Here is a 20,610-nt window from a genome sequence, read left to right as displayed (position 1 = left end):
ATATACTGCGCGCCATTCTTCAAGGGAGAGCCGTGTGGCCATCGATATTCACTGGATCTGCGACAACGATAGCCTCGGCCAGCATTGCGCCGAATGGCAGCAGTTGCCATTCGTCGCCCTCGACACCGAATTCATGCGGGTCGACACCTTTTATCCCATTGCCGGGCTGATCCAGATCGGCGATGGCATCCGTGCTTACCTGATCGACCCCCTGACCATCGACAACTGGCAACCCTTGGCCGCCTTGCTGGAGAACCCAGCGGTGATCAAAGTGGTACACGCGTGCAGCGAAGACCTGGAAGTGTTGTTGCGCCTGACTGGCAGCCTGCCGGTGCCGTTGTTCGACACGCAGTTGGCGGCGGCGTACCTGAACCTCGGCTTCTCCATGGGCTACTCGCGCCTCGTGCAAGCCGTGCTGGATATCGAACTGCCCAAGGGTGAAACCCGCTCGGACTGGCTGCAGCGGCCATTGTCCGAGACGCAAGTGAGCTACGCCGCCGAAGACGCGGTGCACTTGGCCGAGGTCTACACCAGACTTCGCCCGCGACTGTCAGACGACAAATATGCGTGGGTCCTGGACGACGGCGCCGAACTGGTAGCGAACCTGCGCCGTGAAGTCGACCCGTACGAGGTGTATCGCGACGCCAAGCTGGCGTGGAAGCTGTCCCGTGCCCAGCTCGCCGTGCTGCGCGAACTGTGCGCCTGGCGCGAGCAGCAAGCCCGTGCCCGTGACCTGCCGCGCAACCGCATCATTCGTGAACACTCGTTGTGGCCCCTGGCCAAAACCCAGCCGGATAACCTCGCCGCACTGGGCAAAATCGAAGACATGCACCCGCGCACCGTGCGTCAGGATGGCCAGTTCCTGCTGGACCTGATCAAGCGTGCCGGCAGCGTGTCCATGGACCAATGGCCGCCCGCTGTGGCTGAACCGCTGCCGGTGGACGCCGCCACGCTGATCAAGCAACTGCGCGCCCTGGGCCAGGCCGAAGCCGAACGCCTGGACATGGCGCCGGAACTGATGCTGCGCAAGAAAACCCTCGAAGCCCTGGTCAAAAGTGGCTACCCCGATGGGCCTTATAAATTGCCAGACTCGCTGCGTGGCTGGCGCCGCGAGTTGATGGGCCAGGCGCTGCTCGACAGCCTGGCCACTGCCGGAGAACAGCCTTGAAACGTATTTGCTCCATCTATCGCAGCTTGAAAAAAGACGGGATGTACCTCTACGTGCTGAAAAGCGATGCACTGGAGCGCGTGCCGGAACCGTTGATGGAAGCCTTCGGCAAGGCCCATCTCGCGTTCGAAATGGTGCTGACGCCGGAGCGCAAGCTGTCCCGCGAGGACATCACCGTGGTCCTGGAAAACCTCGACAAGCAGGGCTACCACCTGCAAATGCCACCGGCCGAGGACGAGTACATCGAACACTTGCCCGAAGAGCTGCTGCGCCGCAACGACCCGATGTGATCAGTCAGTGCCCTGTCCAGGGCACCGTCTTCAACGCAAACGTATAAGTGGGTGGTGGCCGTATGGATGCGGGCGGCCGTCTGCAGTGTTTTTGAAAGGTTTGAACCATGCGTGTTCTGATTGCTGAACAGGATTACCCGCTTTACGCCCAATTGCTCAGTGAAGCGGCACCGGAGGTCGAGGTGCTGACCAGCGGCGACTCGGCCGAACTGTCGCGCCTGGCCGCCGATTGCCCGGTATGGCTCGGCCAGCCGGATTTGCTTGCTACCCTGTTGCGCCAAGGTCATCAGCCGCAGTGGCTGCAATCGACCTGGGCCGGTGTCACGCCGCTGCTGGCCGAAGGTTTGCCGCGCGACTACCGCCTGACCCGTGCGGTCGGCATCTTTGGCCAGGTCATGGCCGAGTTTGTGCTCACTTATATGCTCGGCCACGAGCGGGAAGTGCTCGCGCGGTTGGTCAGCCAGGTCGAGCGCAAGTGGGACAACCGCCTGGGCCAGAGCCTGGCGGGGCGCAAGGCGCTGATCGTCGGCACCGGCGATATTGGCCAGCGTGTTGCCGATTTTCTGCTGCCGTTTGGCGTCAAGCTCTACGGCATCGCCAGCACCGCGCGTGAGCAGGCGCCGTTTATCGAAGTCGCCGGGCTGGATCAATTGGGCCGATTGGTGGGGGAGGTGGACTACGTGATCAACCTGCTGCCCAATACGCCCAATACCCATGACTTGTACGACGCTGCGCTGTTCAAGCAATTCAAACCGACCGGGGTGTTTATCAATGTCGGGCGTGGCGTGGCCGTGGTCGATGCTGACCTGGTCGAAGCCCTGAAAGAAGGGCACCTGGCTGGTGCGGTGATCGACGTCTGCCGCCAGGAACCCCTGCCGCAACGCCATCCGTTCTGGACCGCTTGGGGCCTGCTGTTGACCGGCCACAGCTCGGCGCCGACCTCGCCGCTGATGATGGTGGAGTTGTTTGTGCAGAACCTGCGGGCGTATCAGGCCAAGGAAGCCTTGCGCGGCGAAGTGGATTTCGAGCGCGGTTATTAAAATCACCACAAATCAAAATGTGCGAGCGGGCTTGCTCGCGATGACGGTGTATCAGCCTGCCATGCAGTGACTGACCCATCGCTATCGCGGGCAAGCCCGCTCCCACAGGGATATCGGCAAGGCTTACAGGCTGAAGTCACCTTCCGACACCAGCTCGCTCAGCGGCCTGCGCGGGCTTGGCGCTTCACGGCCTTGCAGGTATTCAGGCAAGCTCGATTTGTCGCCCAGCTTGCCGACGGCCACCGCCGCGTGCAGTGCATACCCTTCTGGAATCTTCAGCTCTTTGCGGGTCAACGCCTGATCGAAGCCGGCCATGCCATGGGTATGCCAGCCGCTGAGGCTGGCTTGCAGCGCCAGGTGGCCCCAGGCCGAGCCAGTGTCGAAGGTGTGCCACAGCGCCGGGGTTTCTTCGGTGGCGCCGGGGGCGGTGAAGTCGGTTTTGGAGGCGATGATCACCAGCGCCGACGCGTGTTGCGCCCAGCCACGGTTGAATTCATTGAGCAGGCCCAGGAAGCGTTCCCAGTTCGGCGTGTCACGGCGCGCGTAGAGAAAACGCCATGGCTGCGAGTTGTAGGCCGACGGCGCCCAACGTGCGGCTTCGAAGAAACTCAGCAGGGTCTCCTGCGGGATGCTCTCGCCGGTAAAGGCGCGGGGCGACCAGCGCTCGGTAAACTGGGTGTGGATCGGGTAATCGGCAACGCGTGGGTTATTGCTCATGGACAGATCCTGATGAAAAACCGGGGCTCAAAGCTACTGCGCCGCCCCAAGCCTGACAAGTCTTGTCATACCGGCAGTCGTAAGCGCTTGGCCCCAAGGGCCTTGGGCACTAGACTGGCGGCCTTTTCACCGACCGATACTGATGTAGAGCCATGGCCGCCAAAGTCGAACCTTTCTGGATACGCAAAACCCTTGAACACCTCGACCAGGAGGAGTGGGAGTCGTTGTGCGACGGCTGTGGCCTGTGCTGCCTGCAAAAGCTTGAGGATGAGGACGACAACAGCGTCTATTACACGCGCATCGCCTGCAAGCTGCTGGACCTGAACACCTGCCAGTGCACCGACTACCCCAACCGCCGCGCCTCGGTGCCTGATTGCATCCAGCTCACGCCGGGCCAGGCCGATCAGTTCAAATGGCTGCCGCCGACCTGCGGCTACCGCTTGGTCAGCGAACGCAAAGACCTGCCGCTGTGGCACCACCTGGTCTGCGGCGACCGTGATGCCGTGCACCACGAACGCATTTCCCAGTCCGGCCGAATGCTCGCCGAAGGCAGCGTGCCCGAAGACGACTGGGAGGATCACCTGATCTTTCGCGCAGGCTGAAAAAGGAGTGTGTATGACGGTGGCAACCAAGCTGGCGGCCTCTTTCGTGTTGCTGGCGCTGAGCCTGCCCGCGTGGTGCGCGAAGAAAGTCGACCTCGACTATCACGTCAAACTGCTGCCCCAGAGCGATCAGGCCGAAGTCCGCGTGAGCCTGTCCCAGGGCTCGGCGGTGCGCAGTCTTGACTTCGACCTGGGCCACGACGGCGACTACAGCGACTTCAAGGCCGATGGCCAATGGCGCGTCAGCGGGCACCGTGGCCTGTGGCAACCCAGCGCCGACAAAGCCAGCCTGACCTACCGTGTACGGCTCACTCACGCTCGCAAACCGGGAATGTATGAAGCGCGGATGACGCCGAGTTGGGCGCTGTTTCGGGGTGAAGACCTGGTGCCGACGGCGCGGCTCGACCAGCAGGACGGCGTGGAGCTGGTCTCGCGCTTGATATTCGAGTTGCCGGCAGGCTGGAAAAGCATCGAGACGCCCTGGCCGCGTATCGGCAAGAACAAATTCCGTATCGACAACGTTTCCCGGTTGTTCGACCGGCCTACGGGCTGGATGCTCGCCGGCACGCTGGGCAGCCGTCGCGTGCGCCTGGGGGAGACCGAAGTCACCGTCGCCTCGCCCAAGGGCCAGGCCATGCGGCGCATGGATGTGTTGACGTTGCTGACCTTTGTCTGGCCCCAGGTTGACGCTGCGTTCCCGCGCCACCCGGCCAAACTGCTGGTGGTGGGCGCCAGCGACCCGATGCGCCGTGGCGTGTTTTCGTCCCGCGACTCGATCTACCTCAGCAGCCGCACGCCGCTGGTGAGTGAAAATGGCAGTAGCCCGTTGATTCGCGAAGTGGTGCAAGCCATCGGCCGCTTCAACGACCACCACAGCAGTGACTGGATCGGCGAAGGCTTGGGGGAGTATTACGCCATTGAACTGGTACGGCGTGCCGGCGGCATCACCGATGAGCGCTACGCCGCGATCCAGGCGCGATTGAGCAAGGAAGGCAAAGACGTCACCACGCTACGGGGCGAGCATGTCAGTGCGGCAACCGTGGCGCGGGCGGTGGTGGTGTTGCAGGAGTTGGATCGCGAGATTCGGGTGAAAACCCACAACAAACGTTCGCTGGATGACCTGGCGCAGGCGGTGATGCGTGCGAACAGCATCACCACCACGGAGTTTGTGCAGCTGGCGGAGAGTGTGATCGGCGAGTCGTCGGTGGTGCTGGACACCAAGCTACTGCGCTGAGCTTAAGCCATACACCCATCAAAAATGTGGGAGCGGGCTTGCTCGCGAATACGGTCTGTCAGTTAAAGATGTACTGACTGATACACCGCTTTCGCGAGCAAGCCCGCTCCCACATTTGGATCTCCAACTGATCGCAGAGGTGTACTAGTCGGCCGTTTTAGTGGCCTTCTCAGCCGCCACTTCCGCCTTGGTCTTCAGGTTTTTCAACTCTTGCCCGGCCCGCTCGATCTTCGTGCGCACGCTGTTCATTTCCTGGCGGCCCTGCTCCAGCTTGTCTTTGAGCGAGCTGTGCCCGGTGACGCCGCGCACCAGCGCCACACCCCCGATCGCTACCTGAATCAGGCCGAAGATCCCGCCACGGCGCAGGCCTTTGCCGACCATCATTACGCCGCCGGCTACCGAACCGATGCGTTCCCAACCGTGCACATTTTGGGTGGGCTGGGTGTCAAAGGGCGCGTGTTCGATGATAGGTCGCAGGATTTTGCTGTCGCTCATGATCTCTCTCCAACAAGGGCAAGTGTTAGTAGCTGACTGTTTGCAGACGCCGGATGTTCCCGAAAAATCAGTATTTGGGGCCCGAGCGGGTGTTGTTGCCCTTGGCCAGTCGGTCGTAGAGCACCACATTGACGGTGGCGGCGAGGTTCATGCAGCCGGTGGTCGGGATGTACACCACGTCTTCACACCAGTCGCGGATCTCTTTGTCGAGGGAGCCATCTTCGGGGCCGAAGATATACAGCGCGCGGTCGGGGTGAGTGTATTCCGGCAGTGGGCGGGCGCCCTCGACCAGTTCTACAGCCACCGGAATACAGCCCAGCGGCAGGATTTTTTTCAGGTCGTCGATGCCGATCAACGGAATATCGTGGTGGACCTTCTTGGTGTCGGTGATGAAGTCCCGGGCGCGCTCGTAACGCACGCCGGTGTAGAACACCGAGGCCACGCCGTAGCAACCGGCGGCGCGCATCACCGAACCGACGTTTTCGGGGGATTTGGGGTTATACAGACCGATGCAGCTGTAGCGTTTATTGCCCACGGGAGTGCCTTTGAAAAGGCAGCATTATAGCGGCAAGCTACGAGCTGCAAGTTAAAAGCAGAGCGGCTTTTTCTTGAGGCTCGCAGCTTGAAGCTTTCAGCTATCTTTTTTCATCAACCCCGCCAACGCCGCAAATGGGTTGTGCGTGGCCTTGGCAATGGTCGGGCTGCTGGTGGAGCCTTCGCCGAAATACTGCTGGTCGGTGTAGCGCGAGTGTTCGTTATCGTGGCAGTACAGGCACAACAGCTCCCAGTTGGAGCCGTCCTGGGGGTTGTCATCATGATTGTGGTTGCGGTGGTGCACGGTCAGCTCGCTCAAGCGCTTGCCGGCGAATTCACGGGCGCAGCGGCCGCACACGTGCGGGTACATTTTCAAGGCTTTGTCGCGGTAGCCCATTTCCCGGTCGCGCTGGGCATCGGCGAGGATGCGGTCCAGCTTGGCGGTGTGGGAGGGCGGGTTGGTCGAGCTCATCATGGCTCCTGGCTATTTGGTGGGTCACGGATAACATGGATTCTAGCCCCTCGCGCTGTAAAACACCGCTGGCTTTTTCAGCAACGGTACAGCCTGGCAGCGGCAATCGTTTGTAGTATCGGCTCACGCCCTTCATTCGGATCTGAAACCTATGCGTCTGCACACATGGACCGTTGCACTCCTGCTCTGCGCCCTGACGGCTCAAGCCCACGCGTTCTCTACGCCCAAACCTGGCCAGGTGATCGAGGTGTCCCTTGAGCAACTGCACCCGACTCAGGCCGTGGTGGGGTTCGACCAGATTGACTACAGCCTGGGACTGTTCGCCGACAAGCCCGCCAAGGTGTTCGACGAATACTGTGAAACCAACGGGCAGGGCGCCGCCGACAACGTACCCAAAAAGGCCGACTTGCACCAACCGGCGAGCTTCACCTGCAAGGACCCGGTGGGCACTCACCCCGAGGACATGAAAACTGTGGTGGTCGGCCCCGCAGGCCAGCTGTACCTGACCGACGGTCACCACAGCTTCACTACCTTGTGGGAAGTGCCCGGCGGTGGCCCTCAGTTGAAAATGTGGGTCAAGGTGACCGACGATTTCAGCAACAGCCCTGACCTGGCCACGTTCTGGCAACGCATGGAGGCTGCCCGCAAAGTCTGGCTCAAGGACAACCAGGGCCGCACCCTGCCACCTGCACAGTTGCCGGCGCACTTGGGCTTCAAGAGCTTGCAGGACGACACTTTCCGCAGCCTGGTGTATTTCACGCGCAAGGCCGCCTACGGCAAGCCGGACGATGGCGCGATCGCACCGGAATTCCTGGAGTTTTACTGGGGCAACTGGCTGCGCACGCAAATTGATTTGAGTGCTTTCAACCTGAACAAGAAGGGCGGTTACAAGGACGCGATTGAAGCCGTGGCCAAGCGCATGGTCAGCCTGGCACCGGGCTCACAGGTCGGTGACAGCGGTTTTACCGCCCATCAATTGGGCGGCATGACCACGCTTGACCAAGGTGAGCTGGAAAAGACCTTCGATAAAAAAGTGCCGTACGTGATTGATTACCGCAAAGCCCGTAACTGACGGGGATCCAAAATGTAGGAGCTGGCTTGCCTGCGATGCTGTCACCTCGGTGTATCAGGCGTACCGAGTTGAAGCCATCGCAGGCCAGCTCCCACAGGGGAATCGTGGCTCAGCCCTTGAGCTTTTCGGCAATCCAGATGGTATGCCGGGTGCCCTTGTTGCCATGGGCAAACACCTGCACTTCCTCGGCCTTGAAACCGGCCTTGCGCAGTTTGTCGCTGAACAGCTTGTCGGCGCTGGCCGACCATACGGCGAGCACGCCTTTGGGGCGCAGGGCCTTGGCGCACGCAGCCAGGCCACCGGCGGAGTACAGCCAACTGTTGGCCTTTTGCGTGAGGCCTTCGGGGCCGTTGTCGACGTCGAGCATGATTGCGTCAAAGCCCTGAGGCTCGGCCTGCAGCACGTTGGCCACGTCTTCCATGCGAATCACCGTGCGCGGGTCGAGCAGCGGGCGGCCGGACTTTTCCCCCAGCGGCCCACGGTTCCATTCCACCACGCCGGGCACCAGCTCGGCGACGACCACTTCGGCGGTCTTGCCCAAGTGCTTGAGGGCCGAGGCCAGGGTAAAACCCATGCCCAAACCGCCGATCAACACCCGCGAACCCGGGCGCCCGGCGACTTTACGGCAGGGGATTTCCGCCAGCGCGTCTTCGGAACCGTGCATGCGCGTGTTCATCAACTGGCCGCCATCGCCGCCCTGGATCTTGATGACAAAATCCTCGCCGTATTCGAACAGGCACAAGGCACCGCCGTTGTCGGGGATCGGAGTGGTGTCCAGCAGAACGAAACGTTTCATGGAAATCTCATTGGGAAGGGCATTCTTGCGCGGTTGGGAGTAGCCTTACGATATTCCGGTCAGGCCATGGAGCCATCGATGAAGTGCAGCATTCTAACGGTCATTGTGTTGAGCGCGCTCACATTGGGCGCGGCGCAGGCGCAAGAGGTGCAAACCGTGCCGGTCGCACCCGCGCCAACCCCCGGTGCGCCGGGCACGCCAACGCCGACGCTGTATCCGCAAGTCACCCCGCCTGTCGCGCCCAAAGCCACGGCGAACGGTTCACCTGCGTTGGTGCCGATCGTGTTACCGACACCGCCAAAAGATCAGACGGTGCCTGGCCTGCTGCAAAACGACAGCAAGCCAAAGACCCCTGGCGGTTAAAACTGTTGAGACAGTAATTGCCCGTCGGCCATGCGCAGGCGCTTGGACAAGGCAATGGCAATCGCGCGGATGATCTTGGCCGCCACCCTGGGGGCTTCGTTGAGCATTTTTTCCAGGGAATCCTTGCCCAGGTTCAGCAACACGCTGTCACTTGCCGCGATGCAACTGGCAGAACGCCGTTCGCCATCCAACACCGCCATCTCGCCAAACGCCCGGCCACTGCGCAGGGTGGCGATGGTGAGGCGCTGGCCTTCGTGGTTGGTTTTCTGCACGGCCACCTGCCCACTGTGGAGGATGCACATAAAGGTGCCGGCATCGCCTTCAAGGAAAATCACCTCGCCCTGGGCAATGCTGCTGATATTGAAGTAGCCCGCCGCCACGTGAAAATCTTCCGGCAACAAGGGGTCGAACAGGCCGCAGTCCATAAGCATGTCGCGGATTTCATTGTTGAGTAATGTGGGTTGGGGCATGACTAATCTTGATCCATCAATCGAGTAGGCGGTCCTGTGTTCAGACAGGACCGCCGCGCTAAGTTCCTAAATCAACCCCAGCGCCTTGAACACAAATGCATATTCGAGCGCTACGTCACGTAATCCCTGGTAACGGCCGCTCATGCCGCCGTGGCCGGCGCCCAATTCGGTCTTGAGCAGCAGCAGGTTGTCGTCCGTCTTGGTGTCACGCAACCTGGCCACCCACTTGGCCGCTTCCCAGTACTGCACGCGGCTGTCGTTGTACCCGGCGATCACGAGCAGGGCCGGATAGGCCTGGGCGCTGACGTTTTCGTAAGGCGCGTAGGCCTTGATACGTTCATACACCTCAGGTTCTTCAGGGTTGCCCCACTCGTCGTACTCGGTGATGGTCAGCGGCAGTTCCGGGTCGAGCATGGTGTTGAGCACATCGACGAACGGCACTTCCGCAATGGCCGCCTGGAACAGCGCCGGGCGCTGATTGAGCACCGCGCCGATCAACAGGCCGCCCGCACTGCCGCCGCTGATAGCCAGTTGCTTGGAGGTGGTCAGCCCCTCGGCGATCAAGTGCTCGGCGCAGGCGATAAAGTCGCTGAAGGTGTTTTGTTTGTGTTCCTGCTTGCCGTTGCGGTACCAGGCTTCACCCAGCTCACCGCCGCCGCGTACATGCGCGATGGCAAACGCCACGCCCCGGTCCAGCAGGCTCAGGCGTGCATGCGAGAACCACGGGTCGAGGCTTTGCCCGTAGGCGCCGTAGCCGTACAGGTACAGCGGCGTCGGCTGGCCCAGTTGGTCGCGCTTGACCACCAGGCTGATCGGCACCTGGGTGCCATCGGCCGACGTGGCCCACAGACGCTGGCTGACGTAGTCGTCGGCGTTGAACACGCCAAGCACCGGGGTTTCCTTGAGCACGACTTGCGCGCCTGTCGCCAATTCAAGCTGACGCACCTGGGCCGGGCGGTTCAGGGCTTCATAACGCAGGCGGATCTTGTCGCTCGGGAATTCCAGGCTGTTTTGTACATAAAGGCTGTAGGCGGCGTCAGGCAATTCCACCCGATAGGTAGGCAGGCCCTGTGGGTGCACTTCGATCACCGGCAGGCCGCCGATGCGCAGGCTCAAGGTCATGGCGCTGGCGTTGAGGGTCACGCCATCGAGCATCACGTCATCGCTGTGGGGGATCAGGTTTTGCCATTGGTCTTCGGTCGGCACACCGCCGGTGTCGGCGGCGACGAACAGCGCGTAGTTGATGCCGTCGCGGTTGCTGCGGATAAACCAGGTCCATTCGCCGTCGCGCATGCCGTGGTCGACATCGTATTCATGGTCCTCGACCCGTGGTGCCAGGCAGGTGAAGTCCAGGTGCGGCTGGTCGGCGTCCAGGGCCCAGATTTCGCTGGTGGTCTTGCTGCCCAGGGCCAGCAGCAACTGGCGCTCGGAGCTGGAGCGGTAGCAATGCAGGAAGAAGCGTCCGTCAGGCTCGTGGAACACTTCCTGCGCCGCCGTTCCGTCCAGGCGGTAGCGATACAGTTTGTGCGGGCGGTGGGTGTCGTCCAGCTCGCCGAAGAACAGGGTCAGGCTGTCATTGGCCCACGTCATGCTGCCGTCGCAGTCTTCAAACTCCAGTTCGCTGACTTTACCGGTGGCCAGTTCCTTCACGTACAGGGTGTAAATCTCTTCACCGCTGGTGTCGAGGCTGTAGGCCAGGCGCTGGTGGTCGGGGCTGATGCTGAACGCGCCGAGGGAGAAAAAGCCGCCATTGGCCAGCACGTTGGGGTCGAGCAGCAGTTCTTCGCTGTTTTCGTCTACTCCATTGCTGTCATCCGCCGGGCGGCGGCAACGGTAGTGGCGGGCATATTCGTCACCCGCAGTGGTGCGCGTGTAATACAGGTACGGCCCCCACGGCGAGGGCAGGGACAAGTCGGTTTCGAGAATGCGCCCCTTGATCTCTTCGAACAGGCTTTCGCGCAGGTCTGCCTGGTCGGCGAGCTGCGCTTCCTGCCAGGCGTTTTCGGCTTTGAGGTAATCGAGGACTTCAGCCGTGTCACGCGCTTGCAGCCAGGCGTACGGGTCCTGGCCTTCGGCCTTGCGAGCAATCGGGGCGGCAGTGATGTGGGGCGATGAAGGCATGGACTACTCTCTGTCTGGCGGATGGTGGCAGGCATTGCAGCCGAGACACGCAAAAGCCGTTATCATAGCCGCCTGTTTGCCTACCTTGCCATGGACACCATGACCGAGAACGACTATCTGACCGCTTGGGGCCTTTACGCCTTCGCCGCTTTGGGCTGCCTGTTGGTATGGTGGCGCATGACCCGCTGGATCTGGCGCTGGCTGCGCGAGCCGCTGCAATTGCTGATGGCGGTGCTGCTGTTCAGCCCGACCATCGTCGACCCGGTCAAGACACAGTTCGCACCGGCGGTGGCGATTACCGCCCTGGACCTGGTGCTGCATGTCGGTAATAACGCCTGGCGCGCCATCTCCGACCTGTTCATGTACACGATGATCGCGTTGGGCGTGTATATCGTCTTTGTGTTGATCCGCTGGCCCATCGAGCGCGCCGCCAACGCCCGCCGTGAGCGCAAGGCCGCTGCCGATGCGGCGCTGGCCGCCGAGCCCGTGGACGAAGACGACGAGCCCTACCGCCGCCCGGCGCCGGTCGGCGGTATGCGGGTCGAACCGCGCCTTTAACGTTGTACGCCCTGCAGCGAGAGCCCTGGCATGTGTGAATTATTGGGCATGAGTGCCAACGTCCCCACCGATATCGTGTTCAGCTTTACCGGGCTGATGCAGCGGGGCGGGCGTACCGGCCCCCACCGCGACGGTTGGGGCATCGCCTTTTACGAAGGCCGTGGCCTGCGTCTGTTCCAGGACCCGGCCGCCAGCAGCGAGTCGGAAGTGGCGCTGCTGGTGCAGCGTTACCCGATCAAAAGTGAAGTGGTAATTGGCCATATCCGCCAGGCCAATGTGGGCAAGGTGAGCCTGGCCAATACCCACCCGTTCGTGCGCGAGCTGTGGGGCCGCAATTGGTGCTTCGCCCATAACGGCCAACTGGCGGACTTCAACCCCCGCGCCACGTTCTACCGCCCGGTAGGCGATACCGACAGCGAAGCGGCCTTCTGTGACCTGCTCAACCGTGTGCGCGAAGCCTTCCCGGAACCGGTGGACATCGAACAAGTGCTGCCGGACTTGATCGCCGCCTGCGCCGAATACCGCAGCAAAGGCGTGTTCAACTGCCTGCTCAGCGACGGTGACTGGCTGTTTTGCTACTGCTCCACCAAATTGGCGCAGATTACCCGGCGCGCACCCTTTGGCCCGGCGCGTTTGAAAGATGTCGACGTGATCGTCGATTTTCAGGCCGAAACCACGCCAAATGATGTGGTGACGGTGATCGCTACCGAGCCGTTGACCGACAATGAAAACTGGACCCGCTACGAACCGGGCCAATGGAGCCTGTGGCGACGCGGTGAATGCGTCAGCCAGGGCATCACCGAGTAAGGATATCGACCATGTTGCTGAGTTATCTGCGGTTGGTGCTGTTTGCGATTGGCTTGTTGGTCGGCGTGCAGGTGCCGGGGTTTATCAACGACTATGCCAAACGCGTCGAGGCCCACCTGATCGAGGCCCAGACCGGCCTCAGCGGGTTTGAAAGCACCGCACGGCAGTTCTTCAATGGTGACTTGAAGGCGTTGGTGGCGCATTACCGCGCCAGTGATGACCCGGTGTTCCAGAGCGATGCCAACAGCCTGGGCACCTTGCTCGATCGCCAGGTGGCGTTGGACAAGCAATTCCAGGCCATGCAAGGGCCTTGGTACATCCGCGCCCTGCAAGTGGCGGTGGCTGCGGACCCGGCCATTCGCCTGGAAACCTGGAACGGCTACAGCTACCAGATCCTGCTGACGCCGGAAGCCATGGGCTGGGGCCTGGGCGGGGCGATGTTGTTGTCGTTCGGCATCGAATGCCTGTTCCGCTTGATCGACTGGGTGGTGTTGGGCGGCAAGCGCCTGCGCCAGAGCCGGCCGATTGAAGAGCGTGACCTCAAAGGCCTCTGAAGACCGGCTTGGTCAATGTGGGAGCTGGCTTGCCTGCGATAGCGGTGGGTCAGCTTGCACATCTGCCACTGATACACCGCTATCGCAGGCAAGCCAGCTCCCACAGTTTTAATCCGGTTTCGTCAGCACCATGTGCGCTTCACCCACCTCCTCGGCATACCGCGCCACGACCTTCTGGCACAGCCCGACAATCTCCTCCACCAGCTCCACCCCGACACGCCACGACACCACGACCTGCAAGTTCGGCAGCTTCTGCGCCATCGGCAACATCACCAATTCCCCGCGTGCCAATTCCTCGCTGACCAGCACCGGCGGCAATGCGCCAATCCCGAAACCATCGCGCAGCAAGCGGGTGATGGCCGACACCGAATTCACACAGTTCATCCGTGGGGCGGCGACGCCGTTGGCCTGCATCAGGCTCAGCACGTCCTGGTGCGGGTGGGAGTTTTTCGAGTAGGTGATGATGCGCTCCTGGGCCAGTTCGGCGAGGGAGGCGTAGTCGCGGTTGTAGAGGGAGTGGCTGGCGACGATCCAGGCCATGGGATGGCTGGCCAGTTCCAGGCTGCGCACCGTTTCGAGGCGCAGCAAGTCGGTTTGCAGGATCAGGTCGAGGAAGCCTTTTTGCAGCTGATCGCTGAGGTTAAGCGCGGTATCGGCGACTAATTCGATTTCCACCAGGGGAAAATGGTCCATCAATTCAGCGACCAGCGGGCTCAGCCAGGTGTGGATGACGGTGTCCATCGCGCCGATCCGAATCCGCCCGACCTTGCTGCTGGTGGTTTCCAGGGACTGCTTCAGGCCCTGCATGGTCACCATCATCTGCTCGGCGTAATCGAGCACCTTCAAGCCGTCCGGGGTCAGGCTCACGCCGCGCGAATCGCGCAGGAACAGCTTCACGCCCAGTTCGCTTTCGAGCACGGCGATACGGCTGGAAATCGAGGCCTGGGTGGTGAACAGCTTCTCGGCCGTCAGGCGAAAGCTCTTGAGCTTGGCCACCCAGACGAAGGTTTCGAGGAACTTCAAATTCATGGGATCAACTTTTCTTATGCATGGATCGGTTTTTATTAGTTGGACGCCGCACCGGGCAAACGCCAAAAATCGAGCTATTCCACGATAAGCGTCGTTGGGGTGTGAGGACAAGTTGCGCGTTTTGCGTAAAAAATCCCACACTACAAAAACTATAAAGCCTACAGGAGCACCCACCGTGAGCCGTCTGCTACTGAATTGCGACATCGGCGAAAGCTTTGGCAACTGGACCATGGGTCTGGACGCCGAGGTCATGCCGTTCATTGATTGTGCCAACGTGGCCTGCGGCTTCCATGCCGGTGACCCGAGCATCATGCGCAAGACCGTCAGCCTGGCCCTCAAGCACGGCGTGCAAGTAGGGGCGCACCCGGCGTACCAGGACCTGCAAGGGTTCGGTCGGCGCTCAATGGCTTATACCACCGATGAAATCCAGGACCTGTTGCACTACCAGATCGGTGCCCTCGACGGCATCTGCCGGGCGCAAGGCGGGCGGGTCAGCTACGTCAAACCCCATGGTGCGATGTACAACGACATGATGGCCAACCCGGCGCAATTGCGTGCGGTGATCCAGGCCGTGGCTGCCTATGGCGACTTGCCGCTGATGCTGCTGGCCACCCGCGACAACAGCGCCGCCCAGGCGTTGGGCGACGAATACGGCGTGATCCTGTGGTTCGAAGCCTTCGCCGACCGTGCCTACGACCACAAGGGGCACCTGGTTTCCCGCCAGTTGCCGGGCGCCGTGCACCACGACTCCGACATCATCGTGCAGCAAGCCCTGACTATTTCCCGTGGCGAAGCCTTGACCGCCAGCGACGGCAGCGCCCTGGTGTTGCAGGCCAATACCCTGTGCGTGCACGGCGATAACGCCAGTTCGGTCGCCGCGGTGCAGCGCATTCGCGAGGCGTTGAAGCCAGCATGAAGCCACGCATTGAAGTGGTGGCGATTGATTGCCTGATGGTGCGTCTGTTCGATGTGATTGCCGAAGCCAATATGCCGTGGATGCTCGCCGCCACCCAGCGTCTGCGCGAGGGGTTCGGCGCGGCGCTGGTGGATCTGGTGCCGTCCTACACCACGCTGATGGTGCATTACGACCTCACTGCGTTGAGCCCGGCCCAGGCACGGGAACTGATTGGCCAGGCGCTGACCGACCTGCAACCCCAGGCCCAGGGCAGCGGCCAGTGCCACGTGCTGCCGGTGTGGTACGACCTGAGTGTCGGCCCTGAACTGAACCTGCTCAGCCAGCGCAGCGGCCTGGTGGTAGACGACGTCATCCGTCGCCACAGTGCCCACGAATACCAAGTGTTTGCCCTCGGTTTTGCTCCCGGTTTTGCCTTTATGGGGCTGGTGGACGAGATCCTCGCCACGCCACGGCTGAACACCCCACGTAAACGCGTGGCTGCCGGCAGCGTCGGCATTGCCGAACGGCAAACTGCCGCCTACCCGGTGGTATCCCCCGGTGGCTGGAACCTGATCGGCCGCACCCCGGCCAAGCTGTTCGACCGCGAACGCGACGGCTACAGCCTGATGCAACCCGGCGATACGGTGCGCTTCGAAGCCGTCGGCCACGCCGAATTCATCAACCTGGGTGGCGATGACACGCCGTTGGAGGCGCAGGCATGAGCCGCTTGTTGATCGAGGCCAGCACGCCGCTGTGCCTGTTGCAGGACACCGGCCGTTTTGGCGTGCGGCACCTGGGCGTGACCCAGGGTGGCGCGCTGGATTGGGTGTCGATGACCTGGGCCAATTGGCTGCTGGGTAATGCCCTGGATAAGCCCGTAGTGGAAATCACCTTGGGCGGGTTTACCGTGCAAGCCGAGGAGTATTGCTTGCTGGCGTTGGCCGGTGCGGATCTGGGCGCGTATATCGATGAGCGTGCGATCAGCCCGGGGCGCAGTTTTATCCTGCAAAAGGGTCAGCGTTTGCGCTTTACCCAGCCGTTCAACGGTGCGCGCGCTTATCTGGCGGCACCGGGCGGTTTTGATGCGCCGGCTGTGCTCGGCAGTTGTGCCACGGTGGTACGTGAAGAGTTGGGCGGGGTGGACGGTTTCGGCAAGGCGTTGGCCGTCGGCGGGCGGTTGGCTTATTCCGGTGTGGGCGGGGCGATGAAAGTACTGAGTGCGCCTGATTTGCCAGCCAAGGCGCCACTGGAGGTGATAGTCGGCGCACAGATCGGCCAGTTCAGCGGGCAGAGTTTGTTCGATGCGTTCAATACTGAATGGGCCCTCGACAGCCGTGCAGATCGCATGGGCATGCGTTTGCTGGGCACCCCGTTGCAGTATCAGGGGCCCTCGTTGATCTCTGAGGGCATTCCGCTGGGGGCCATCCAGGTGCCGCCGGATGGGCAGCCGATTGTGTTGCTCAATGACCGGCAGACCATTGGTGGCTATCCGCGATTGGGCGCGTTGACGCCGTTGGCGCTGGCGCGGCTGGCGCAGTGCTTGCCAGGGGAGAAGGTGCGCTTGGTGCCGGTGGTGCAGGAGACGGCGCATCGGCAGCATGTGGAGTTTTTGCAGCGCTTCACCGCGGGCTAAAGATCACCGCAACCCAACATGTGGGAGCGGGCTTGCTCGCGAATGCAGGGTGTCAGTCAGTCCATCAATAACTGACCCACCGCTTTCGCGAGCAAGCCCGCTCCCACATTTGCCTCTGCGTTTACTTGGAGAGAAAGCGCATTCCTTCTTCCAAGCCGCGCAAGGTCAGCGGATACATCTGATCCTCCACCAACTCCCGCACAATCCCTGTCGACGCCGTATACCCCCACGTGTCCTTCGGGTACGGGTTTATCCAGATCAGCTTCTTGTACTTGGCCATGAAGCGCTGCATCCACACATACCCAGGCTCTTCATTCCAGTGCTCGACGCTGCCGCCGGCCTGGGTGATTTCGTAGGGCGCCATCGACGCATCGCCGATAAAAATCACTTTGTAGTCAGCGCCGTACTTGTGCAGCAAATCCTGGGTGGAGGTGCGTTCCGACGTGCGGCGCTGGTTGTTCTTCCACACCGATTCGTACACGAAGTTGTGAAAGTAGAAGTACTCCAAGTGCTTGAACTCGGTCTTGCAGGCCGAGAACAATTCTTCGCAGATCTTTACATGGGCGTCCATCGAGCCGCCGATGTCGAACAGCAGCAACAGCTTGATGGTGTTACGCCGCTCCGGGCGCATCTGGATATTCAGCAACCCGGCGTCGCGGGCGGTGTGGTCGATAGTACCGTCGATATCCAGCTCTTCGGCCGCACCCTGGCGCGCGAATTTGCGCAGGCGGCGCAGAGCGATCTTGATGTTGCGCGTGCCCAGTTCCACTTGGTCGTCGAGGTTCTTGTACTCGCGCTGGTCCCAGACTTTCACCGCTTTGCCCTGGCGCTTGCCGGCGTCGCCGACGCGAATGCCTTCCGGGTTGTAGCCGCCGGAGCCGAACGGGCTGGTGCCACCGGTGCCGATCCACTTGTTGCCGCCGGCATGGCGCTCTTTCTGTTCTTCCAGGCGTTTCTTGAATTCTTCGATCAGCTTGTCCAGGCCGCCGAGGGACTGGATCTGCGCGCGCTCTTCATCGGTCAGCGAGCGTTCGAACTCCTTGCGCAGCCAGTCCTCGGGGATCAGCGCTTGCAGGTGGTCGTCGAGCTTTTCGAGGCCGTTGAAATAGGCGCCGAACGCCCGGTCGAACTTGTCGAAATGCCGTTCGTCCTTCACCAGGATTGCCCGGGCCAAGTAGTAAAACTCGTCCATGTCGGCGAAGACCACGCGCTGTTTCAGCGCATTGATCAAGTCGAGCAGCTCGCGCACCGACACCGGCACCTTGGCTGCACGCATCTCATTGAACAGGTTGAGCAGCATTATCGATTACCGCGACGGCTCATGAACGCCAGACGCTCCAGCAATTGCACGTCTTGCTCGTTCTTCACCAAAGCCCCGGCCAGCGGCGGGATGGCTTTGGTGGGGTCGCGTTCGCGCAGCACGGCTTCACCGATATTGTCGGCCATCAGCAGTTTGAGCCAGTCGACCAGTTCGGAGGTGGACGGCTTTTTCTTCAGGCCTGGCACTTTGCGCACGTCGAAAAACACGTCCAGCGCTTCGCTGACCAGGTCTTTCTTGATGTCGGGGTAGTGCACATCGACGATCTTTTGCAGGGTCGTGCGGTCGGGGAAGGCGATGTAATGGAAGAAGCAGCGGCGCAGGAACGCGTCCGGCAGCTCTTTTTCGTTGTTGGAGGTAATGATGATGATCGGGCGTTTCTTGGCCTTGATGGTCTCGTCGATTTCGTAGACGTAGAACTCCATCTTGTCGAGTTCTTGCAACAGGTCGTTGGGGAACTCGATGTCAGCCTTGTCGATTTCATCGATCAGCAGAATCACCCGCTCCTCGGACTCGAAGGCCTCCCAGAGCTTGCCCTTCTTCAGGTAGTTGCGCACGTCGTGCACTTTGTCCACGCCCAGCTGCGAGTCGCGCAGACGGCTTACCGCGTCATACTCGTAGAGGCCCTGATGCGCCTTGGTGGTGGACTTGATGTGCCAGGTAATCAGCTTGGCGCTGAAGGATTCGGCCAGTTGTTCGGCGAGCATGGTCTTGCCGGTGCCGGGCTCGCCCTTGACCAGCAATGGCCGTTCCAGGGTGATGGCGGCGTTCACGGCCAGTTTCAGGTCATCGGTAGCAACGTAGGCCTGGGTGCCTTCGAACTTCATCGGTCATTCCTCGCATTCATCAATGCCCGGACTATACCGCGCAGCCCCGGCGACTGTGAACGCAGACGGGTTATTCAGTCTCTGAATGGCTGGTCACGGGTGACCGCTAGCGGTTTTTTTCCAACGCATAGGCCCGCGCATCGGCTTTATCCCTGAGCTTGCTGCCGCCCCACAGGGCGAGAGCTGCTAAAACCAGTGTGCCCAGGCTTATGAGGATCATCTGGCCGGCCATTGGCCCGCCGTCCATGGCGAATATCGCTATTCGCACACAGCCCGAAAAGGCCCAAAGATAACCAAGAATTGTCAGTATCCAGCCGCAGATGCGCATTTTAGTGTCCTTACTAGTCGTTGGAATTTACTCGGCGGTACGATAAACGAGGGCTCGGTGTTTCACCATAGTTGCCCTCGGGCGTGTGATTCAGTCAGCACTCGGCTTGGGCTGTTCATAGCGCGCAGTGAACGCCTGGATGAAACCGTTGCGCAAAATCGCCAAAAACGCCGAGAACGCGCTGATATCTTGCTGGTGAACGCTGCCGCTGAGTTCTACGCGGGTGGCAAATTGGTTTTTGTTCTGGTTCTTCAGCACCGTCTCGCTGGTGCCAACCACGGCTTCCCAGATCGAGCGAAAGATATTTTTGTCCTTGTTCTCTACATCCTGTTTCCAGTCGAACACTTCCACATTGCGCAGCAACGGCTTGATGTAACCTTTCAATTGGCCTTTTTCAGCCTGGGCTTCGACCACCAGATCGCCGGTACCGGCCTTGAAGTCGAATTTGCCGTAGGCCGACGCGAAGTCATTCAGGCGCTTGAGCTGGATGTCTTTGGCGCGAAAGCGGAATTCAAAGTCTTCGAAATTGCTCAGCGGGTCGAAGGCGGCAGTGGCTTCCAGCGGTGCCTGCCCCAGCAACTGCGCCTTGCCTTCGAAGCTGGCGTCACGCTTGCCCTTCACATCGACGACGTTGGTCAGGTTGTAAAAGCTCGCGTTGACCGCGGTGGCATAGATATTCACCGCAGGCTTGGAATTGAAGTTGTGGAAGGCGACCTTGCCATCCTGAATGCGCACTTCGTTGAGGGTGATCGGCAACAGTTTGCTCAGTTGTTCGCGCCAGTCGGTGCCCTTACCAGTCTGGGACGCTTGTTGGCTGCCACCGTCGACGAAATTCACCTCCGGCTGGAAGAACTGCATCTCGGCGACCACCGCATGGTCGTACCACAGCGAATGCCAGCTTACCGACACGTCGATCAACGGTGCCTTGACGAACGGCACAGGCACCTTGCCGTCGACCTTGACGATCTGCAGGCCGTTGATTTTGTAGGCGCCGCGCCACAGGGCCACGTCTACGTCCGTGACCTGGCCGCGGTAATCGCCCATGTCGGCGAGCTTGTCGTTCAGGTAGTTGCGCACCAGGTAGGGCAGGGCGAGGTCCAGAGCGATCAGTACTACCACCAGTACGGCGACGATCCATAGCAGCCCACTGTAGCGACGTTTCATGTTCAGGTTCTCCAACGGTATAGGCGATGGACCGCATGTATTGGCGCAACGTTCCTCTGACTGGACGCCTCCCAACCTGAGGCATACCCTTGGAGCCTTATTGAAATTGCCCTAAGGACCCGT

The 20,610-nt window shown here is 61.1% G+C and carries 25 protein-coding genes; 13 read left to right on the top strand and 12 right to left on the bottom strand.

Going from position 1 to position 20,610, the window contains the following annotated elements:
• The first annotated feature begins 34 nt into the window (after window positions 1-34).
• The 3 genes from rnd to ACDZ94_RS16990 all read left to right on the top strand — a co-directional run bounded on the left by rnd (window position 35) and on the right by ACDZ94_RS16990 (window position 2,498).
• Complete coding sequence (gene rnd / locus ACDZ94_RS17000) at window positions 35-1,168, top strand: ribonuclease D (RefSeq protein WP_064451351.1); 1,134 nt, start codon at window positions 35-37, stop codon at window positions 1,166-1,168.
• Window positions 1,165-1,458: a YcgL domain-containing protein gene (locus ACDZ94_RS16995; protein WP_053255002.1), complete on the top strand. Its 294-nt coding sequence runs from the start codon at window positions 1,165-1,167 to the stop codon at window positions 1,456-1,458. The genes rnd and ACDZ94_RS16995 overlap by 4 nt, the downstream gene beginning before the upstream one ends.
• Before the next feature lie 107 nt (window positions 1,459-1,565).
• Window positions 1,566-2,498, top strand: coding sequence for a D-2-hydroxyacid dehydrogenase (locus tag ACDZ94_RS16990; protein WP_221294211.1), 933 nt, complete (start codon window positions 1,566-1,568; stop codon window positions 2,496-2,498).
• 123 nt (window positions 2,499-2,621) lie between these two features.
• Here the strand turns inward: ACDZ94_RS16990 and ACDZ94_RS16985 are convergent, their stop codons facing one another.
• A complete protein-coding gene (locus ACDZ94_RS16985) occupies window positions 2,622-3,215 on the bottom strand; it encodes a nitroreductase family protein (RefSeq protein WP_064451353.1) in 594 nt (197 codons plus the stop codon).
• A gap of 152 nt (window positions 3,216-3,367) precedes the next feature.
• Between ACDZ94_RS16985 and ACDZ94_RS16980 the strand changes: the two genes are divergently transcribed.
• Window positions 3,368-3,817, top strand: a complete 450-nt coding sequence (locus ACDZ94_RS16980; protein WP_064451354.1) for a YcgN family cysteine cluster protein — start codon at window positions 3,368-3,370, stop codon at window positions 3,815-3,817.
• Window positions 3,818-3,830: 13 nt separating this feature from the next.
• Window positions 3,831-5,051, top strand: a complete 1,221-nt coding sequence (locus ACDZ94_RS16975) for a hypothetical protein (protein ID WP_432750487.1) — start codon at window positions 3,831-3,833, stop codon at window positions 5,049-5,051.
• A gap of 144 nt (window positions 5,052-5,195) precedes the next feature.
• Here ACDZ94_RS16975 and ACDZ94_RS16970 read toward each other — a convergent pair whose 3' ends face one another.
• From ACDZ94_RS16970 to ACDZ94_RS16960, 3 genes are all read right to left on the bottom strand, one after another.
• Window positions 5,196-5,546 carry a YgaP family membrane protein gene (locus tag ACDZ94_RS16970; RefSeq protein WP_064451356.1) on the bottom strand — a complete coding sequence of 117 codons (351 nt, stop codon included), beginning with the start codon at window positions 5,544-5,546 and terminating at the stop codon, window positions 5,196-5,198.
• A gap of 67 nt (window positions 5,547-5,613) precedes the next feature.
• Window positions 5,614-6,081, bottom strand: a complete 468-nt coding sequence (locus tag ACDZ94_RS16965; protein WP_003189607.1) for an RNA methyltransferase — start codon at window positions 6,079-6,081, stop codon at window positions 5,614-5,616.
• Window positions 6,082-6,177: 96 nt separating this feature from the next.
• Entirely contained in the window at window positions 6,178-6,552 is a 375-nt protein-coding gene (locus tag ACDZ94_RS16960) for a YajD family HNH nuclease (protein ID WP_003172528.1), read from the bottom strand.
• Between the two features lie 151 nt (window positions 6,553-6,703).
• On the opposite strand from ACDZ94_RS16960, the gene ACDZ94_RS16955 reads away from it, so the two are divergent.
• Window positions 6,704-7,624: a ParB/Srx family N-terminal domain-containing protein gene (locus ACDZ94_RS16955; RefSeq protein ID WP_259762899.1), complete on the top strand. Its 921-nt coding sequence runs from the start codon at window positions 6,704-6,706 to the stop codon at window positions 7,622-7,624.
• Window positions 7,625-7,733: 109 nt separating this feature from the next.
• Here ACDZ94_RS16955 and ACDZ94_RS16950 read toward each other — a convergent pair whose 3' ends face one another.
• On the bottom strand, window positions 7,734-8,420 hold the full coding sequence (locus ACDZ94_RS16950) for a spermidine synthase (RefSeq protein WP_064451358.1): 687 nt from the start codon (window positions 8,418-8,420) through the stop codon (window positions 7,734-7,736).
• Between the two features lie 78 nt (window positions 8,421-8,498).
• On the opposite strand from ACDZ94_RS16950, the gene ACDZ94_RS16945 reads away from it, so the two are divergent.
• Entirely contained in the window at window positions 8,499-8,783 is a 285-nt protein-coding gene (locus ACDZ94_RS16945; RefSeq protein WP_053255010.1) for a hypothetical protein, read from the top strand.
• On the opposite strand, the gene ACDZ94_RS16940 is transcribed toward ACDZ94_RS16945, so the two are convergent.
• Window positions 8,780-9,253: a cyclic nucleotide-binding domain-containing protein gene (locus ACDZ94_RS16940; protein WP_064451359.1), complete on the bottom strand. Its 474-nt coding sequence runs from the start codon at window positions 9,251-9,253 to the stop codon at window positions 8,780-8,782. The genes ACDZ94_RS16945 and ACDZ94_RS16940 overlap by 4 nt on opposite strands.
• 66 nt (window positions 9,254-9,319) lie before the next feature.
• Complete coding sequence (locus ACDZ94_RS16935; protein ID WP_407016459.1) at window positions 9,320-11,374, bottom strand: S9 family peptidase; 2,055 nt, start codon at window positions 11,372-11,374, stop codon at window positions 9,320-9,322.
• A 21-nt stretch (window positions 11,375-11,395) separates the two neighbouring features.
• On the opposite strand from ACDZ94_RS16935, the gene ACDZ94_RS16930 reads away from it, so the two are divergent.
• From ACDZ94_RS16930 to ACDZ94_RS16920, 3 genes are read left to right on the top strand one after another with little or no spacing between them, the layout of a single operon-like run.
• Window positions 11,396-11,932, top strand: a complete 537-nt coding sequence (locus tag ACDZ94_RS16930) for an MFS transporter (protein ID WP_221294215.1) — start codon at window positions 11,396-11,398, stop codon at window positions 11,930-11,932.
• Between the two features lie 30 nt (window positions 11,933-11,962).
• Window positions 11,963-12,739 carry a class II glutamine amidotransferase gene (locus ACDZ94_RS16925; RefSeq protein WP_064451362.1) on the top strand — a complete coding sequence of 259 codons (777 nt, stop codon included), beginning with the start codon at window positions 11,963-11,965 and terminating at the stop codon, window positions 12,737-12,739.
• 11 nt (window positions 12,740-12,750) lie between these two features.
• A complete protein-coding gene (locus ACDZ94_RS16920) occupies window positions 12,751-13,293 on the top strand; it encodes a DUF2937 family protein (RefSeq protein ID WP_064451363.1) in 543 nt (180 codons plus the stop codon).
• Window positions 13,294-13,401: 108 nt separating this feature from the next.
• Here the strand turns inward: ACDZ94_RS16920 and ACDZ94_RS16915 are convergent, their stop codons facing one another.
• Complete coding sequence (locus ACDZ94_RS16915) at window positions 13,402-14,322, bottom strand: LysR family transcriptional regulator (RefSeq protein WP_432750486.1); 921 nt, start codon at window positions 14,320-14,322, stop codon at window positions 13,402-13,404.
• A gap of 175 nt (window positions 14,323-14,497) precedes the next feature.
• Here ACDZ94_RS16915 and ACDZ94_RS16910 point away from each other — a divergent pair, with 175 nt between their 5' ends.
• The 3 genes from ACDZ94_RS16910 to ACDZ94_RS16900 are packed head-to-tail and all read left to right on the top strand — an operon-like array spanning window position 14,498 to window position 16,850.
• A complete protein-coding gene (locus ACDZ94_RS16910; RefSeq protein ID WP_432750485.1) occupies window positions 14,498-15,238 on the top strand; it encodes a 5-oxoprolinase subunit PxpA in 741 nt (246 codons plus the stop codon).
• The gene (locus ACDZ94_RS16905) at window positions 15,235-15,939 is read left to right on the top strand and encodes a 5-oxoprolinase subunit B family protein (protein ID WP_432750484.1); all 705 of its coding nucleotides are present in this window, start codon (window positions 15,235-15,237) and stop codon (window positions 15,937-15,939) included. The genes ACDZ94_RS16910 and ACDZ94_RS16905 overlap by 4 nt, the downstream gene beginning before the upstream one ends.
• The gene (locus ACDZ94_RS16900) at window positions 15,936-16,850 is read left to right on the top strand and encodes a biotin-dependent carboxyltransferase family protein (protein WP_432750483.1); all 915 of its coding nucleotides are present in this window, start codon (window positions 15,936-15,938) and stop codon (window positions 16,848-16,850) included. Before ACDZ94_RS16905 ends, ACDZ94_RS16900 begins: the two co-directional genes overlap by 4 nt.
• A gap of 121 nt (window positions 16,851-16,971) precedes the next feature.
• Here ACDZ94_RS16900 and ACDZ94_RS16895 read toward each other — a convergent pair whose 3' ends face one another.
• The 4 genes from ACDZ94_RS16895 to ACDZ94_RS16880 all read right to left on the bottom strand — a co-directional run bounded on the left by ACDZ94_RS16895 (window position 16,972) and on the right by ACDZ94_RS16880 (window position 20,487).
• Window positions 16,972-18,150, bottom strand: a complete 1,179-nt coding sequence (locus tag ACDZ94_RS16895; protein ID WP_064451368.1) for a vWA domain-containing protein — start codon at window positions 18,148-18,150, stop codon at window positions 16,972-16,974.
• Window positions 18,150-18,995 carry an AAA family ATPase gene (locus ACDZ94_RS16890; protein WP_138762176.1) on the bottom strand — a complete coding sequence of 282 codons (846 nt, stop codon included), beginning with the start codon at window positions 18,993-18,995 and terminating at the stop codon, window positions 18,150-18,152. The genes ACDZ94_RS16895 and ACDZ94_RS16890 overlap by 1 nt, the downstream gene beginning before the upstream one ends.
• 106 nt (window positions 18,996-19,101) lie before the next feature.
• Window positions 19,102-19,323 carry a hypothetical protein gene (locus ACDZ94_RS16885; RefSeq protein WP_064451369.1) on the bottom strand — a complete coding sequence of 74 codons (222 nt, stop codon included), beginning with the start codon at window positions 19,321-19,323 and terminating at the stop codon, window positions 19,102-19,104.
• A gap of 90 nt (window positions 19,324-19,413) precedes the next feature.
• A complete protein-coding gene (locus tag ACDZ94_RS16880) occupies window positions 19,414-20,487 on the bottom strand; it encodes a DUF748 domain-containing protein (RefSeq protein WP_432750482.1) in 1,074 nt (357 codons plus the stop codon).
• Between the last annotated feature and the right edge of the window lie 123 nt (window positions 20,488-20,610).

It is taken from the genome of Pseudomonas sp. UBT (assembly GCF_050915955.1).
Taxonomy (GTDB): Bacteria; Pseudomonadota; Gammaproteobacteria; order Pseudomonadales; family Pseudomonadaceae; genus Aquipseudomonas; species Aquipseudomonas antarctica_A.
This window is presented reverse-complemented; position numbering and strand designations above follow the sequence as displayed.